Annotated in this window: 15 protein-coding genes; 2 read left to right on the top strand and 13 right to left on the bottom strand. The window is 65.1% G+C overall.

Annotation, left to right across the window (positions count from 1 at the left end):
* Positions 1 to 128: 128 nt before the first annotated feature.
* The 10 genes from hscA to BLU17_RS05620 all read right to left on the bottom strand — a co-directional run bounded on the left by hscA (position 129) and on the right by BLU17_RS05620 (position 8928).
* Complete coding sequence (gene hscA, locus BLU17_RS05575) at positions 129 to 2000, bottom strand: Fe-S protein assembly chaperone HscA (protein ID WP_091995578.1); 1872 nt, start codon at positions 1998 to 2000, stop codon at positions 129 to 131.
* Positions 2001 to 2065: 65 nt separating this feature from the next.
* Positions 2066 to 2614: a Fe-S protein assembly co-chaperone HscB gene (gene hscB, locus BLU17_RS05580; protein ID WP_091995581.1), complete on the bottom strand. Its 549-nt coding sequence runs from the start codon at positions 2612 to 2614 to the stop codon at positions 2066 to 2068.
* 75 nt (positions 2615 to 2689) lie between these two features.
* Positions 2690 to 3013: an iron-sulfur cluster assembly protein IscA gene (gene iscA, locus BLU17_RS05585; RefSeq protein WP_091995583.1), complete on the bottom strand. Its 324-nt coding sequence runs from the start codon at positions 3011 to 3013 to the stop codon at positions 2690 to 2692.
* Between the two features lie 142 nt (positions 3014 to 3155).
* Positions 3156 to 3560 carry a Fe-S cluster assembly scaffold IscU gene (iscU, locus tag BLU17_RS05590; RefSeq protein ID WP_091995585.1) on the bottom strand — a complete coding sequence of 135 codons (405 nt, stop codon included), beginning with the start codon at positions 3558 to 3560 and terminating at the stop codon, positions 3156 to 3158.
* Positions 3561 to 3658: 98 nt separating this feature from the next.
* Positions 3659 to 4882 carry an IscS subfamily cysteine desulfurase gene (locus BLU17_RS05595; protein ID WP_091995587.1) on the bottom strand — a complete coding sequence of 408 codons (1224 nt, stop codon included), beginning with the start codon at positions 4880 to 4882 and terminating at the stop codon, positions 3659 to 3661.
* 81 nt (positions 4883 to 4963) lie between these two features.
* A complete protein-coding gene (iscR, locus tag BLU17_RS05600) occupies positions 4964 to 5497 on the bottom strand; it encodes a Fe-S cluster assembly transcriptional regulator IscR (protein ID WP_091995590.1) in 534 nt (177 codons plus the stop codon).
* Between the two features lie 167 nt (positions 5498 to 5664).
* Entirely contained in the window at positions 5665 to 6147 is a 483-nt protein-coding gene (locus tag BLU17_RS05605) for a low molecular weight protein-tyrosine-phosphatase (protein ID WP_091995592.1), read from the bottom strand.
* Positions 6148 to 6279: 132 nt separating this feature from the next.
* Positions 6280 to 6513 carry a hypothetical protein gene (locus tag BLU17_RS05610; RefSeq protein WP_091995594.1) on the bottom strand — a complete coding sequence of 78 codons (234 nt, stop codon included), beginning with the start codon at positions 6511 to 6513 and terminating at the stop codon, positions 6280 to 6282.
* 168 nt (positions 6514 to 6681) lie between these two features.
* The gene (locus BLU17_RS05615) at positions 6682 to 8127 is read right to left on the bottom strand and encodes a lactate utilization protein B (protein ID WP_091995596.1); all 1446 of its coding nucleotides are present in this window, start codon (positions 8125 to 8127) and stop codon (positions 6682 to 6684) included.
* A gap of 78 nt (positions 8128 to 8205) precedes the next feature.
* Positions 8206 to 8928: a (Fe-S)-binding protein gene (locus BLU17_RS05620; RefSeq protein ID WP_091995599.1), complete on the bottom strand. Its 723-nt coding sequence runs from the start codon at positions 8926 to 8928 to the stop codon at positions 8206 to 8208.
* Positions 8929 to 9117: 189 nt separating this feature from the next.
* Between BLU17_RS05620 and BLU17_RS05625 the strand changes: the two genes are divergently transcribed.
* Entirely contained in the window at positions 9118 to 9918 is an 801-nt protein-coding gene (locus BLU17_RS05625; RefSeq protein WP_091995601.1) for an IclR family transcriptional regulator, read from the top strand.
* Between the two features lie 163 nt (positions 9919 to 10081).
* Here BLU17_RS05625 and pbpG read toward each other — a convergent pair whose 3' ends face one another.
* Positions 10082 to 11266, bottom strand: coding sequence for a D-alanyl-D-alanine endopeptidase (pbpG, locus tag BLU17_RS05630; protein ID WP_091995603.1), 1185 nt, complete (start codon positions 11264 to 11266; stop codon positions 10082 to 10084).
* Positions 11267 to 11976: 710 nt separating this feature from the next.
* Between pbpG and BLU17_RS05635 the strand changes: the two genes are divergently transcribed.
* Entirely contained in the window at positions 11977 to 12549 is a 573-nt protein-coding gene (locus BLU17_RS05635) for a phasin family protein (protein ID WP_091995605.1), read from the top strand.
* 237 nt (positions 12550 to 12786) lie between these two features.
* Here the strand turns inward: BLU17_RS05635 and lpdA are convergent, their stop codons facing one another.
* Positions 12787 to 14544: a dihydrolipoyl dehydrogenase gene (lpdA, locus tag BLU17_RS05640; protein WP_091995607.1), complete on the bottom strand. Its 1758-nt coding sequence runs from the start codon at positions 14542 to 14544 to the stop codon at positions 12787 to 12789.
* A gap of 97 nt (positions 14545 to 14641) precedes the next feature.
* Positions 14642 to 16309 (bottom strand): dihydrolipoyllysine-residue acetyltransferase, encoded by a 1668-nt coding sequence (gene aceF / locus BLU17_RS05645; RefSeq protein WP_091995609.1) that lies wholly within the window; start codon positions 16307 to 16309, stop codon positions 14642 to 14644.
* Positions 16310 to 16349 lie beyond the last annotated feature (40 nt).

Genomic DNA, 16349 nt, shown 5'->3' on the forward strand with positions numbered 1-16349 from the left:
CGGGCACAGGCCCCGTCTGCGACGGCGGCATGTGCCCATTCTAATGGCGTCGCGCGGCTTGCCACATCGGGAAAGCACGCACGTGCGGAGCGTTTGCTAACGCCGCGCTCGCCGAAGACGTCGCGCGTTCAGCCGATCTCGTCGAGCTTCTTGCCCGCCAGCGCGCGCTTGATGCCCTTGTCCATGCGGCGCGCCGCGAACTCGTCGGTGCCTTCGGAAAGCGCTTTCGTCGCCGCTTCGATCGCGCCGGCGTCCTCGCCCTGCGCGACTTGCGCGAGCGCGGCGATCAGCGCGTCGAGCTGCGCGCGCTCGGCTTCGTCGAGCAATTCGCCGTCGGCCGCGAACGCGGCGTTCGTCGCTTCGATGATACGTTGCGCCTCGACCTGCGCTTCGCGCAGCGCGCGGGCCCGCATGTCGACTTCGGCCGTCTTGAAGCTGTCTTCGAGCATGCGCGCGACGTCGTCGTCGGCAAGACCGTAGGACGGCTTCACCACCACCGAAGCCTCGACGCCCGAGTGCTGTTCGCGCGCGAACACGGAAAGCAGGCCGTCCGCGTCGACCTGATAGGTGACGCGAATGCGCGCCGCGCCCGCCGCCATCGGCGGAATGCCGCGCAACTCGAAGCGAGCGAGCGAGCGGCAGTCGGCCACGAGTTCGCGCTCGCCCTGGACGACGTGGATCGCCATGGCGGTCTGGCCGTCCTTGAAGGTCGTGAAGTCCTGCGCGCGCGCGACCGGAATGGTCGAGTTGCGCGGGATGATCTTCTCGACGAGGCCGCCCATCGTTTCCACGCCGAGCGACAGCGGAATCACGTCGAGCAGGAGCCAGTCGTCCTCGCCGCCGCGGTTGCCCGCGAGCAGGTCGGCCTGGATCGCCGCGCCGAGCGCGACCACCTGATCCGGGTCCAGATTCGTGAGCGGCGCCTGGCCGAAGTACTGCTCCACGGCGCGGCGGATCACCGGCATGCGCGTCGCGCCGCCCACCAGCACCACGCCCTTCACGTCTTTCGCCGCCACCCTCGCGTCGCGCAGCGCCTTCTTCGTCGGCGTGAGCGTGCGCTGCACGAGCGCTTGCGTGAGTGCCTCGAAGCGCGGCTCGTCGATCGTCAATGCGATCTGCGCGCCGTTCGAGAGCGTGGCCTCGATGCGCGCTTCGGGCGCCGACGAGAGCGCTTCCTTCGCGTCGCGCACGCGATCGAGCAGCAGTCGCACGTCTTCGGGCGCGAGCGCCGCGCGCTCGATGCCCGACTGCTCCAGCGCGTAAGCGAAAAGCGCGTGGTCGAAATCGTCGCCGCCGAGCGCCGAGTCCCCGCCGGCCGCCAGCACTTCGAACACCCCTTTCGTGAGCTTGAGAATCGACAGATCGAAGGTGCCGCCGCCGAGATCGTAGACCGCATAGAGACCTTCGGCGCCGTTGTCGAGGCCGTAGGCAATCGCCGCCGCGGTCGGCTCGTTGAGCAGACGCAGCACGTTCAGGCCCGCGAGACGCGCGGCGTCCTTGGTCGCCTGGCGCTGCGCTTCGTCGAAGTACGCGGGCACGGTGATGACAGCGCCGACGAGTTCGTCGCCAAGCGTGTCTTCGGCGCGCTGGCGCAGCGTCGCGAGAATTTCCGCCGAGACTTCGACGGGGCTTTTCACGCCGTCCACGGTCTGGATCTGCACCATGCCGGGCGCATCGACGAAATCGTAGGGCGCGTTCGCCGCGCCTTCGACGTCGGCCTTGCCGCGGCCCATGAAGCGCTTGACCGAGACGATCGTGTTGCGGGGATCGGTGGCGGCCTCGGCCTTCGCCTTGCGGCCGATGCGACGGCCGCCGTTCGCGAGATAGCGCACGACGGAAGGCAGCAGCACGTGACCGTCTTCGTCGGGCAGCACGTCGGGCACGCCGCTGCGCACCGCGGCGACCAGCGAGTTGGTCGTGCCGAGGTCGATGCCGACGGCAAGTCGCCGCTGATGCGGTGCCGGCGCCATGCCGGGTTCGGAAATTTGCAGTAAGGCCATCTGTGTGATCTGCTTTTTTTACCTGGTTGGCGCAAGGCGCCGATATGCTTTTCCGGGCTGGTGTTTCAGCCTTCCAGCCGCTCGATCTGCGTGTCGATCTCGCCCGCCACGCGCTCGATGAACATGAGCTGGCGCACCGCCTCGGCGGCGGGCTGGTTCGAGCCGCTGTCGAGCAGTGCCGCGAGCTTCGTGAAACGCACGCGCTCGTCGTCGCGCAACCCGGCCGCCAGCGCGTCGAGCGCGTCGACGTTCTTCGCGCGGACCGCGTCTTCGATCGCCTCGCGCCATTCCATTTGCTGCATGAGGAACGCGGGCTCCATCGCCGTGTTGTTCTCCGCGCCGACGTCGATGCCGCGCAGATGCAGCAGGTACTTCGCGCGCTCGAGCGGATCGCGCAGCGTCTGGTACGCCTCGTTCGCGCGCGTGGCCCACTGCATCGCAATGCGCTTTTGCGCCTCGCCGGCCGCGGCGAAACGGTCGGGATGAACCTGCGCCTGGACGGTGCGGTAAGCGTGGTCGAGCGCGTTAGCGTCGATCCCGAACTGCTCGGGCAAACCGAACAGCACGAAATGACTATCGGAGAGCGACTTGGGAGGCGTGGAAGGCGTGCTCATCGGCTGGAACGTTCTGGTGGGGCCGTCAAAATCAAAAAGGCGGCACAGGCCGCCTTTTCACCGCTTGGCGCGGGCTCAGACGCGGAAGGACTCGCCGCAGCCGCACTCGTCCTTCACATTCGGGTTGTTGAACCGGAAGCCCTCGTTCAGCCCTTCGCGCACGAAGTCTAGCTGCGTGCCGTCGATGTAGGCGAGGCTTTTCGGATCGACGATCACCTTGACGCCGTGGCTCTCGAAGACGTTGTCCTCGGGTGCGAGTTCGTCGACGTACTCGAGCTTGTATGCGAGGCCCGAGCAGCCCGTCGTGCGCACGCCGAGACGCAGGCCCATGCCCTTGCCGCGACGGGTCAGGTACTTCTGCACGTGCTGTGCCGCTTTTTCAGTCAACGTAATTGCCATAGCATCTTCGCCGCGCCTCGCGCCGCCAGGTCGGGCTTTCGCCTGTTCCCTGCACCGCGACGCAACCCTGCTGCATCCAGAATCGTTAGTCCCAAAGCGCCGCCCCCAATGGGCCCGGCGCCGTCCTGCCCCTGCGCCGCGCTTACGCCGCGTCGGCCTTCGCTTCGGCCGTATGACGCTGACGGTAATCCGCCACCGCCGCCTTGATCGCGTCTTCCGCAAGGATCGAGCAGTGGATCTTCACCGGCGGCAGCGCCAGTTCCTCGGCGATCTGCGTGTTCTTGATGTCGAGCGCCTGGTCGAGCGTCTTGCCCTTCACCCACTCGGTGACGAGCGAACTCGACGCGATCGCCGAGCCGCAGCCGTAGGTCTTGAACTTCGCGTCTTCGATCACGCCGTCCGCGCCCACGCGGATCTGCAGCTTCATCACGTCGCCGCAGGCCGGCGCGCCGACCATGCCGGTGCCGACCGCGTCGTCGTCCTTGGCGAACGAGCCGACGTTGCGCGGGTTTTCGTAGTGGTCCAGAACCTTGTCGCTATATGCCATGATCACACTCCTTCAGTTCGTTGGCCGCGCTGCGCGCAGTTGCCTGCGCGGTGCGCTGCGGCCGGTTCGTTATTCGCTGCTGACTGCGCCGCGCTGCGTTAGTGCGCCGCCCACTGAATGGTCGACAAGTCGATGCCGTCCTTGTGCATTTCCCACAGCGGCGAGAGTTCGCGCAGCTTGGCGATCTTCGTCTTCAGCAGGTTGATGACGTAATCGACGTCCTGCTCGGTCGTGAAGCGGCCCACCGTGAAGCGGATCGAGCTGTGCGCGAGTTCGTCGTTGCGCCCGAGCGCGCGCAGCACGTACGACGGCTCCAGCGACGCCGACGTGCACGCCGACCCCGACGACACCGCCACGTCCTTGACCGCCATGATCAGCGACTCGCCCTCGACGAAGTTGAAGCTGATGTTCAGGTTGTGCGGGACACGCTTTTCCATGTCGCCGTTCACGTAGGTTTCCTCGATTTCCTGCAGGCCGCGCAGCAGCTTGTCGCGCAACATGCGGATGCGCTCGTTTTCCGTCGCCATCTCTTCGCGCGCGATGCGGAACGCCTCGCCCATGCCGACGATCTGGTGCGTCGCGAGCGTGCCCGAACGCATACCGCGCTCGTGGCCGCCGCCGTGCATCTGCGCCTCGATGCGCACGCGCGGCTTGCGGCGCACGTACAGCGCGCCGATGCCCTTCGGGCCGTAGGTCTTGTGCGCCGAGAACGACATCAGGTCGACCTTGAGCTTTTGCAGGTCGATGGGCGCCTTGCCCGTCGATTGCGCGGCGTCGACGTGGAAAATGATGCCTTTCTCGCGGCAGATCTCGCCGATCGTCTCGATGTCCTGAATCACGCCGATCTCGTTGTTCACGTGCATGACGGAGACGAGGATCGTGTCGGGGCGGATCGCGGCCTTGAAGGCTTCGAGGTCGATCAGGCCGTCTTCCTTGACGTCCAGGTACGTGACTTCGTAGCCTTCGCGCTCGAGTTCGCGGCAGGTGTCGAGCACGGCCTTGTGCTCGGTCTTCACCGTGATGATGTGCTTGCCGCGGCTCTTGTAGAAGTGCGCGGCGCCCTTGATCGCGAGGTTGTCCGATTCGGTCGCGCCAGAGGTCCAGATGATTTCGCGCGGGTCGGCGTTGACGAGCGCCGCGACCTGCTCGCGCGCTTCCTCGACGGCACGCTCCGCCGCCCAGCCGTAGGCGTGGCTGCGCGACGCCGGATTGCCGAACTGCTCGCGCAGATACGGGATCATCTTGTCCACCACGCGCGGATCGACCGGCGTCGTCGCGCTGTAGTCCATGTAAATGGGCAGGTGGGGAATGTCGTTGTTCATCTATCGCTCCGGGGAATCTTGGGTGCTGCGCTGTACTTGTGTAGTGCGTTCGGGGGGACGCCGAACCGCCGCCTGGGCCGCTTACGAACCCGCCATGTTGAAGATCGAGTTCGGCCCGAGCGGCGCCGACCTCACCGGCTCCACGGCGGGCGCTTCGGTGCGGCGATCGCGCAGGACGGCGGGCGCGGCGCCTTCGCGGGCGCGCTGCTTGTCCACCAGGTCCTTGAGGGACACCGAGTCGAGGTACTCGACCATCTTCTGGTTCAGCGTCGACCAGAGTTCGTGCGTCATGCAATGGCCGTCGTGCTGCTTGGTGCCTTCGCAGGCGCCCTTGCCGCCGCACTGGGTGGCGTCGAGCGGCTCGTCCACGGCGATGATGATGTCCGCGACCGTGACGTCCTCCGCGCGGCGCGCGAGGTTATAGCCGCCGCCCGGCCCACGGACCGATTCGACGATTTCATGACGGCGCAGCTTGCCGAACAGTTGTTCGAGGTACGACAGCGAGATGTGCTGCCGCTGACTGATACCCGCAAGCGTCACCGGGCCCTGCTCCTGGCGCAGGGCCAGGTCGATCATCGCCGTGACGGCGAAACGGCCTTTGGTGGTGAGTCTCATGATGTAGGGGAACCGCAATTCTCGACAATTTTCGTCAAGTATAAATACATGACTAACTTAGTCAAGTATCCACGTTACGATTTGGGTTATCCGATGCGTCGCGGGTGGCAGAAATGGCGCGATTTCCGCATTCGGCGCCGTCGGGCCGGATTGCATCGCGCGGCATCTCAGTCCGCCAGTTGCGGACGCAATGCTGCGAGAAGGCCCGCACAGGCAGCCTCGCATTGATCGAGCACCGTTTCGAAGCCCACGTCGCCGCCAAAATACGGATCGACGACCACGCGCGATTCTGCCTGCGGTGAAAATTCCATCAACAGACGGATCTTGTCGTGCCCGGACGCCGGACACACGTTCTGGAGCGCCGCGACATTGGCGTCGTCCATCGCCACGATCAGGTCGAAACGGCGAAAATCCTCGGCCGCGATCTGCCGGGCGCGCAGCGGCGCGAGATCATACCCGCGCTGCCCTGCCGCACGCTGGGCACGCTCGTCGGGCGCCTCGCCAATATGCCAATTGCCCGTACCCGCCGAATCGAGATCGATGCGCCCCGCCAGCCCCGCTTCGGCGACCAGATGCCGCATCACAGCCTCGGCCGTGGGCGAGCGGCAGATATTGCCAAGACAAACGAAGCAGACGGAAACCTTTTTCATCGTGGAGCGCCGGGGCACCGGCCGGCGTTCAGCGCACGGCGGCGGATCATCGATTATACAAAGCGTAACAATTACGCGCGGCGTGGCCGGGCGGCACGCTACGAGGCTTGGCCATACGGCCGCTGCAATTCATCAGATCGTATTCGACTGGGGCAGCGTCGCGACGCCGTGGTGTACCGCTTTCACCGACGACTTGCCTTCGCTGCCCACGAGGCCATACGAAACCGCGCGCGCGAGCTCGGCCGTGAACTGACCGGCGCCGAGCGGCATCTGCTGCTCGGCGGTATTCCATGCATGAATCCATGCGATCGCCGCGAGCGGCACGATCAGCGCCAGCGGCCAGTACACCGTCATTTTCTTTCTCATGATGCGACTCTCTCGACTATGGGGCAAAACGTGCGGACGCACTATCGCCAGTCGAGATCATATAGATAGTCGCAATCAGGAAAAACCCGCCCCGCATGAACACACTGTTGCGGCAGGCTAAATAGTCGGCGGAGAACGCTTGACTGACGTGCTCGCCAAACTCTTGCGTCAGCTTTTTCCCGGGCGCTTCGTCGGCTTCGTCGTATCGAGATGCGTGTGACGCGCCGCATACAGTTCGCGGAACGTGCGGCCGACTGGCGCGGGCATGTCACGCCCATTCGTCCAACCGCGCGCAAACGGCAGCTTGCGGATGAGCCGCGCCTCGCCGCCCATGCGCTCCAGCACCCGCACGCCGAGCTTCGTGAGCAGCGCGTATGCGCCAGGATGCAGCGCGAGCCAGCCCCACGCGGCCAGCGCCGCGCGCTCGCGCCACGGACGCAGATGACGCTCCGTCTGCTTCTCGCGCAGCTTGCGCAGCAGATCGGAAAGCGGAATCCCCACGGGGCAGACGCTATTGCATTCGCCGCACAGCGTGGCGGCCTGGGGAAGATCGAGGGCCCGGTCGATGCCGACGTAGCTTGGCGTAAGCACGGAACCCATCGGCCCGGGGTAGACCCAGCCATAGGCGTGGCCGCCCACCTTCTGATAAACCGGGCAGTGATTCATGCAGGCGCCGCAACGAATGCAGCGCAGCATGTCCTGGAACTCGCCGCCAATCAGGCCCGTGCGGCCGCCATCGACGAGCACGACATACATGTGCTCCGGCCCGTCCTGGTCTGCTGCCGCGCGCGGCCCGGTCAGCACCGAGAAATAGTTCGACGTTGCCTGCCCCGTCGCCGAGCGCGGCAGCAGGCGCATGGCCGTGGCGAGGTCTTCGAGCGTGGGCAGCACCTTCTCGATGCCGGTCACCGCCACGTGCACGCGCGGCATCACCGTGCACATGCCCTCGTTGCCCTCGTTCGTCACCAGCACGACCGAGCCCGTTTCCGCGACGAGGAAGTTGCCGCCCGTCACCCCCATGTCGGCCGAAAGAAAATGTGGCCGCAGGACTTCGCGTGCTTCTCGCGTCATGTCGGGAATGTCGGTCAGGCGCGGCTTGTCGTGCGTTTTCGCGAAAAGGTCGGCGATCTCGTCCTTGTCCTTGTGGACGACGGGCGCAATGATGTGGCTAGGCGGCTCGTTATCGTTGATCTGCAGGATGTACTCGCCCAGGTCGGTCTCGATGGACTGCACGCCCATTTCCGCGAGGACGGTATTGAGCCGCATTTCTTCCGAGACCATCGACTTCGTCTTGATGACCTTGTGCACGTCGTGCCGGCGCGCGATGTCCGCGACGAGCTTCGCCGCGTCGCGCGCGGTTTCCGCGTAAAGAACCGTCACGCCGCGCCGTGTCGCCTCGGTCTCGAACTGCTCGAGCCAGACGTCGAGGTTCTCCAGCGCGCGATTGCGGCGAGCCTTGAGCGCCGCGCGCGTGGCCGGGAAATCGATCGCGGTGATGGCCTCGGCGCGCGCCGAGACGAACTTGGTCGAGAGTTTCTTGAGGTTGTGCTGCAGACGCTGATCGGCCAGCTTCTGGCCGGCGCGCGCCTTGAACTGCATCGATTGGACTTGCATGGCGTCGGGGCGAAATTGAGCGGTAATCGGCAAATTCCGGGGGTTCCGGCTGGAATGATCGACGGCGACGGCCTGTGCTCACACGTCGCCGGCCAGCACCTGCGCGATGTGCAGCACGCGCGTGGTGGCGTCGCCGGTGCGGCGCAAACGTCCTTCGATGTTCAGCATGCAGCCGAGGTCGCCGAGCACCACCGCGCCCGTCCCGCTCGCCTCGACATTCGCGCATTTTTCGTCCGCGATGGCCGTCGAGATGTCCCCGTACTTCACGGCGAAAGTGCCGCCGAAGCCGCAGCAATGCTCGCAGTCTTTCATCTCGCGGACTTCGACACCGCGCTGGGCGAGCAACGTGCGCGGCTGCGCCTTCACGCCGAGCTCCCGCAGGCCAGAGCACGAGTCGTGATAGGTCACCGGCCCGCTGAACGCGCCCGGCGCAAGCGTGACCTTCGCGACATTGACAAGGAAGTCGGTCAGTTCGTAGACGCGCTCGCGCAGCTTGCCATAACGCGTCATCAATTCGGGATCGTCGCGGAACAAGTCGCCATAGTGGACGCGAATCATGCCGCCGCACGAGCCGGAGGGCACCACGACGTAGTCGAACTGCTCGAACTCGCGCAGCGTCTTTTCCGCGAGGTCGCGTGCGAGCGCTCGCTCGCCGGAGTTGTAGGCCGGCTGGCCGCAGCAAGTTTGCGCGGGCGGCACGACAACCTCATAGCCAGCCTCTTCGAGCAGCTTGAGCGTCGAAAAGCCGATTTCGGGGCGCATCGTGTCGATGAGACAAGTGACGAACAAACCGACTCGCATGGGGATTCCTCGTGAAAACCGTCCCCGATTATCCGCTGTTTCACGGCCGGCACCAACGCGCGTCTGCACTGAGTCGTGCCCCTAAAAGAAATGGCGCACCGCAACGATGACCGCCTGTCGGCGCTTACTTTTTTCACAATACGAGATACAATGCAGTTTCCGTCTCACGCGCCACACGAATCGGAACCCATGAGCGACACCCATCCAGATCCGAAGACCTCGATTCAGGTGATCGAGCGCATGATGCGCCTGCTGGACGCGCTGGCCGCGCACAGCGACCCCGTCAGCCTGAAGGAACTTGCGCAACGCACCGAGCTGCATCCTTCAACCGCGCACCGCATCCTGAACGACATGGTGAGCTGCCGCCTCGTCGACCGCTCCGACCCCGGCACCTACCGGCTCGGCATGCGGCTGCTCGAACTCGGCAATCTCGTGAAGGCGCGCCTTTCGGTACGCGATGCTGCGCTTACGCCGATGCGTGAGCTGCACCGTCTGACGGGCCAGACGGTGAATCTTTCCGTGCGCCAGGGCGACGAGATCGTCTATATCGAGCGCGCCTATTCGGAACGCTCAGGAATGCAGGTGGTGCGCGCCATCGGCGGCCGCGCGCCGCTGCACCTCACCTCCGTCGGCAAGCTGTTCCTCGCCGCCGACGAAGCGAACCGCGTGCGCGCCTACGCCACGCGCACGGGTCTTTCGGGCCATACGCGCAACAGCATTACCGATCTCGGCCGGCTCGAGCGGGAACTCGCCCATGTGCGCCAGCAATTTTGCGCGCGTGACAACGAAGAGCTCGAACTGGGCGTGCGCTGCATAGCCGCAGGCATCTACGACGACACCGGCAAGCTGGTGGCAGGCCTGTCGCTTTCCGCTCCCGCCGATCGACTGCAGGATTCGTGGCTCGGTCAGTTGAGCAAGACGGCGCTTATCATTTCGGAGTCGCTGGGCTATCACCCGGAGCCCGCCGAAGGCAACGTACAAACCGCCTGAGACCCGAAGCGGTCAAAGTCAAAAAAAGCGGAGGCATGGCCTCCGTTTTTTTTGATGCCGGTCAGCGTCATGGAACGCCCGGCACGTCCCGGCAAGCAAAACGCCCCGCAATTGCGGGGCGTTTCTCGTGGCGAATCCGAAAGCCGGCGACCGGCAAGCAGACTCAGGTGCCCGCACCGCCTGCGTCCGCACTCGTGATGCGCGGCTGCTGATCCGCGCCGCCATTGTCGAGCCACGTGCGCACACGCGTCGCATCGGCGAAGCGCGAGTACTTGCCGCTCGAATCGAGCAGCACCATGATGACCGGACGATTGTGAATCGTGCTCTGCATGACGAGGCACTCGCCCGCTTCGTTGATGAAGCCCGTCTTCTGCAGACCAATGTCCCACGACGCATTGCGCACCAACGCGTTCGTGCTGTTGTAGGCCAGGTTGCGCTTGCCCGTGAACACGTCGTAGCTGCGATCGGTCGAGAACTGGCGGATGAGCGGGTACTGGTACGCCGCGTTCACCATCTTCACGAGATCACGCGCCGTCGAAACGTTGTGGCTCGTCAGGCCCGTGGAATTCTCGAAGTGCGTGTCGGTCATGCCGAGCTGCTTCGCCTTCGCGTTCATCGCCGCGATGAACGCCGGACGACCGCCCGGGTAATAGCGCGACAGCGCCGCCGCCGCGCGATTTTCCGAGGCCATCAAAGCGATGTGCAGCATGTCCTCGCGCGACAGCACCGAGCCGACCGAAAGACGCGAGCCCGTGTTCTTTTCGTAATCGCGGTCTTCGTCCGTTACCTCGATCTGCTCGGAGAGCGATGCCTTTGAATCGAGCACGACCATCGCGGTCATGAGCTTCGAAATCGACGCGATCGGCACCACCGAGCGCGAGTTCTTGTCGAAGAGCGGCTCGAGCGTGTTCTGATCGACCACGTAGGCGACGCCCGAGCGCAGCATCAGCGAGTCGGGCGTCTCGTGCAGGCCGAACGCCTGGCCAACGGTGGGCTGGCGCGGTTCGAACGCCACGCGGCGCACCGCCGAATGATGGCGGCCGTTCATCGTATAAGCGACGCGGCGTTTTTTCGCCACCGGACGCGCATCGTCGTCCTTCGCGGCGACGGTGCGGGTTGCGACCGCCTTCTTGCTGGCCTTTGCCGTTGCCGGCTCGACCTTCGCAACCTTCCTGGTGACTTTTTTCGCCTTGGCCGTCTTGGCCGGCGCGGCGTCTTGCGACGCAGCAAAGGCGCCCTCAGGCGCCACGAGCGTCGCACTGATCGCGACGGATACAGCGACCGACAACGCGGTGCTGATAACCGACGACGGCATCAGTGAGAACAACAGGAGCTTGTCGGATTTCATTGGTGTTCTTGATGGAGCGGCGGGATCGTTCGCCAAGTGTAGTAAAACCACGAAAAATTCGCAAATTGAAGCACTTATAGGCGCTCATTAAACCGAAGTATGACCTCCGATTGAGCATGCCAATGCACTTCCCGCATTCGATGGCGGCAGACAATCGAAGAGCCGCTTCCTCCCGCCACGACACCGCTTCTCGACAACGTTTGCGGCTCACACAAGATGCGCTCGCTGCGTTAACGGCGTTCGTCGTACAGAACTTGATAGGGAATACGGGTGAGATTGTCTGACCATCAGTTCCGCCGTGCCGCGCAACGCGCGTTCGGCTGCAATGGATCATTAACGTTCCATGTAGGAATTCGGTGGACGCATTGGGTGAAATCCCGCATGCGCACTCACACGATCCATGCCGCATCTTGCCAGAAGCCGCGCTTCCCCGCTTGCTCTGCCGGCCCGCGCGCGTACCAGGCGCCAAAATCCCGCAGCATCGGGACATCGGCGCCGTTGTCGCAGCTGCCCTCATGCGTGTGGCATAAGTGTTTGTTTAATAATAAATTCTTGACATTGTGCGATGCACCAAAAATTCTTGACTTTCTTCGCCGGCATCCTAAAATCGAGTTAATGCTGCGACGCACAAAGCGAGCCGCAGAGCACCAGCGCCTTGCCACTTACTCCAGGCGACCCTCGAAGGCCGCCAACCAACCAGGAGCGTAAACATGAGTCTGCTGACCCCTGAGCAATTCGCGGCTGCCCAGAAAGCCAACCTCGAAACCCTGTTCGGCCTCACCGGCAAGGCATTCGAAGGCGTGGAAAAGCTCGTCGAATTGAACCTTCAGGCCGTTCGCTCGAATTTGGCGGAATCGCAGGAACACGCCCAGCGCGCACTGTCGGTGAAGGACGCGCAGGAATTCCTGGCCCTGCAAACGAGCTATGCCCAGCCGCTCGCCGAAAAGCTGCTGTCGTATGGCCGTCACGTGTATGAAATCGCTTCGGCCACCCAGGCCGAGTTCGCGAAGGTCGCCGAAGCCCATTACGAAGAGCAGAACCGCAAGGTTCAGTCGCTCGTCGACAACGTCGCGAAGAACGCGCCGGCCGGCTCGGAAACCGCAGTCGCCGTAATCAAGTCGGCTATCAACGCCGCGAACACGACCTACGAAACGGTCCACAAGGCCACGAAGCAAGCGGTCGAAATGGCCGAAAGCAACTTCAACGCGGCCACGGCTGCCGCAAGCAAGGCCGCCGCGCAGGCTTCGCGCTCGGCCGCCGCTTCGGCGAAGAAGACCGTCTGACTGCCTTAGATTGAACCGGAGGTCGCGCTGAAACAGCCGCGCACTCCGCGCCGCACCTGAACGCTCCGGCATGCCGCCTGGCATGTCACTTGCCCGGTCTCCGACCGGGAATCTTTTTTACGCTCAGGCGCCTCTCGCACTTCCGCAGTACTTCTCATTACCCAAAAGCAAACGGCGCACTCCTCGCGGAGTGCGCCGTTTCTTCATGTGCGCCGCACGCTGCAGCGCGGCACGGACTTACTTCTTTTTCTGCGGCGGAAGATCGGTACACACGCCTTCGTACAGTTCGGCGGCCATGCCGATCGATTCGCCGAGCGTCGGGTGCGGGTGGATCGTCTTGCCGATGTCGGTCGCGTCCGCGCCCATCTCCACCGCGAGGCACACTTCGCTGATGAGGTCGCCCGCGTTCAGGCCGACGATGCCGCCGCCGATCACGCGATGCGTCTCTTCGTCGAAGATCAGCTTGGTGAAGCCCTCGTCGCGGCCGTTGGCGATCGCGCGGCCCGACGCGGCCCACGGGAACACCGCCTTGCCGTACTTGATGCCTTCGGCCTTGCACTGGTCCTCGGTCTTCCCGGCCCACGCCACTTCCGGATCGGTGTAGGCCACCGACGGAATCTGCAGCGCGTCGAAGTACGCCTTCTCGCCGTGCGCCGCTTCCGCCGCCACGTGGCCTTCGTGCACGGCCTTGTGCGCGAGCATCGGCTGGCCGACGATGTCGCCGATCGCGAAGATGTGCGGCACGTTGGTGCGCATCTGCTTGTCGACTTCGATGAAGCCGCGCTCCGTCACCGCCACGCCGGCCTTGTCCGCGCCGATCTTCTTACCGTTGGGCGAACGGCCCACGGCGACCAGCACGAGGTCGTAGCGCTGCGGTTCGGCAGGCGCCTTCTCGCCCTCGAACGTGACGTAGATGCCGTCGTCCTTCGCCTCGGCCTTCGTGGTCTTCGTCTTGAGCATGACGTTCGCGAAGCGCTTCGCGTTGTACTTCTCCCAGACCTTCACGAGATCGCGGTCCGCGCCGGCCATCAGGCCGTCGAGCATTTCGACGACGTCGATCTGCGCGCCGAGCGTCGAGTAGACCGTCGCCATTTCCAGACCGATGATGCCGCCGCCGATCACGAGCATCTTTTGCGGGATCTGGCGCAGTTCGAGCGCGCCCGTGGAATCGACCACGCGCGGGTCTTCCGGGATGAACGGCAGCTTCACGGCCTGCGAACCCGCCGCGATGATCGCCTGCCTGAACTTGACGATCTTCCTGCCGCCCTCGCCCGCCACTTCGATGTGGTGCGGATCGAGGAACGTGCCGACGCCCGTCACGACTTCGACCTTGCGCGCCTTCGCCATGCCGGCGAGGCCGCCCGTGAGCTTCCTGACGACGCCCGACTTGAAGTCGCGCAGTTTGTCCAGATCGATCTGCGGCTTGCCGAACGTGATGCCGTGCGAGCCGAGCGCGGCGGCTTCGTCGATCACGAGCGCCGTGTGCAGCAGCGCCTTCGACGGAATGCAGCCGACGTTCAGGCACACGCCGCCGAGCGTCGGGTAACGCTCGACGAGCACCGTCTTCATGCCGAGGTCGGCGGCGCGGAACGCGGCCGAATAGCCGCCGGGGCCCGCGCCCAGCACGAGCATGTCGCATTCGACGTCGACGCTGCCGCCGAAGCTGCCCGCCTGCGGTGCCGGTGCCGCGGCCTTCGGCGCTTCGGCGGCGGCGGGCGCCTCGGCTTTCGGCGCGGGTGCCGGCGCGGCCGCGCCCGCCGACACTTCGACCAGCGCGATCACGGTGCCCTGCGACGCCTTGTCGCCCGGCTTGATCCTCACTTCCTTGACGGTGCCCGCGACGTCGCTGGGCACTTCCATCGTGGCCTTGTCCGATTCGAGCGAGAGCAGCGTCTGCTCCTTCTCGATCACGTCGCCGGCCTTGATGTTGACTTCGATGACGTCGATGTCCTTGAAGTCGCCGATATCCGGCACTTTCACTTCGACGAGACTCATGGTGTCCCCTTCAGGAACGACCGGCCGCGCCCGCCGCGGCGCGCCCCCCATGAACAAGGCGGGTGCGGTGCGGCGGCGCGGGCCGGTCGAAGCGGTTTTACAGAATCACGCGGCGGAAATCGCCGAGGATCGAAGCGAGGTACGCGTTGAAGCGCGCGGCTTCCGCGCCGTCGATCACGCGGTGGTCGTACGAGAGCGACAGCGGCAGCGTGAGGCGCGGCACGAACTGCTTGCCGTCCCACACGGGCTTCATCGCGCTGCGCGACAGGCCGAGGATCGCCACTTCCGGCGCGTTGATGATCGGCGTGAAGTGCGTGCCGCCGATGCCGCCGAGCGACGAGATCGAGAAGCAGCCGCCCTGCATCTGGTCGGGCTTGAGCTTGCCTTCGCGCGCGAGCTTCGACAGCTCGGCCATTTCCTTCGCGATCTCGACGAGACCCTTCTTGTCGGCGTCGCGGATCACGGGGACGACGAGGCCGTTCGGCGTGTCGGCGGCGAAACCGATGTGGTAGTACTGCTTGAAGACGAGGGTGTCGCCGTCGAGGCTCGCATTGAAGGTCGGGAACTTCTTCAGTGCCGCGACGCAGGCCTTGATGACGAACGCGAGCATCGTGAACTTCACGCCCGACTTCTCGTTCTCCTTGTTCAGCTGCACGCGCAGCGCTTCGAGGTCGGTGATGTCCGCTTCGTCGTTGTTCGTGACGTGCGGGATCATGACCCAGTTGCGGTGAAGGTTCGCGCCCGAAATCTTCTTGATGCGCGAGAGCGGCTTCGGATCGACGGGGCCGAACTTCGTGAAGTCGATCTTCGGCCACGGCAGCAGGTTCAGGCCCGCGCCATCGGCGGCCGGAGCGGCGGCTGCGGCGCCGGGGGCCGCCAGCGCGCCCGTCATCACGCCCTTCACGAACGCGGTGACGTCGTCCTGGGTGATGCGGCCCTTCGGACCCGTGCCCGCGACGCGGCTCACGTCCACGCCCAGTTCGCGCGCGAACTTGCGCACGGATGGCGAAGCGTGGCTCGCGCGCCGCGCGCCGCCTTCGCCGGCCTGGATGAGAGGCGCCTGCGCGAGCGCCGAAGGCGCGGCCGCCGCGGGTTTCGCGGCGACAGGCGTCGGGGCGTCCGAGGGCACTTCGACCGGCGGCTTCGGCGCCGGCGCGGCGGCCGCGCCGGCTTCGGCTTCGATCACGACGATCTCGGTGCCTTCGGAGACGGTGTCGCCGATCTTGACCTTGATCTCCTTGACGACGCCAGCCACGGGGCTCGGCACGTCCATGGTCGCCTTGTCCGATTCGAGCGTGACGAGCGACTGCTCCTTCTCGACGCGGTCGCCGACCTGCACGCCGATTTCGATGACGGGCACGTCCTTGTAATCGCCGATGTCGGGGACCTTGACGGTCTGCACGCCGCCGCTCGCGGCGGGCGCGGGCGCCGCGGCTTGCGCAGGCGCCGCCGCCTTCTGCGGCTGGGCGGGTTCCGCCGCCGGCTTCTCTTCTTTCGCGGCAGCGGCCGGCGCCGCACCGGCGCCCTCACCGTCCAGCACGAGGACGAGCGAGCCTTCCGACACGGTGTCGCCCACCTTGACCTTCAGTTCCTTGACCGTGCCCGACGCGGGGCTCGGCACGTCCATCGTCGCCTTGTCCGATTCGAGCGTGATGAGCGACTGCTCTTTTTCGACGGTATCGCCCGCCTTCACCAGCACCTCGATTACAGGAATGTCCTTGTAATCGCCGATGTCCGGCACCTTGACTTCGATCGCTTGACTCATTGTTGGTGTCTCCAGGGCCGCAGACGCGCGCCTCCCCGCT

It is taken from the genome of Paraburkholderia lycopersici (assembly GCF_900096975.1).
Lineage (GTDB): Bacteria > Pseudomonadota > Gammaproteobacteria > Burkholderiales > Burkholderiaceae > Paraburkholderia > Paraburkholderia lycopersici.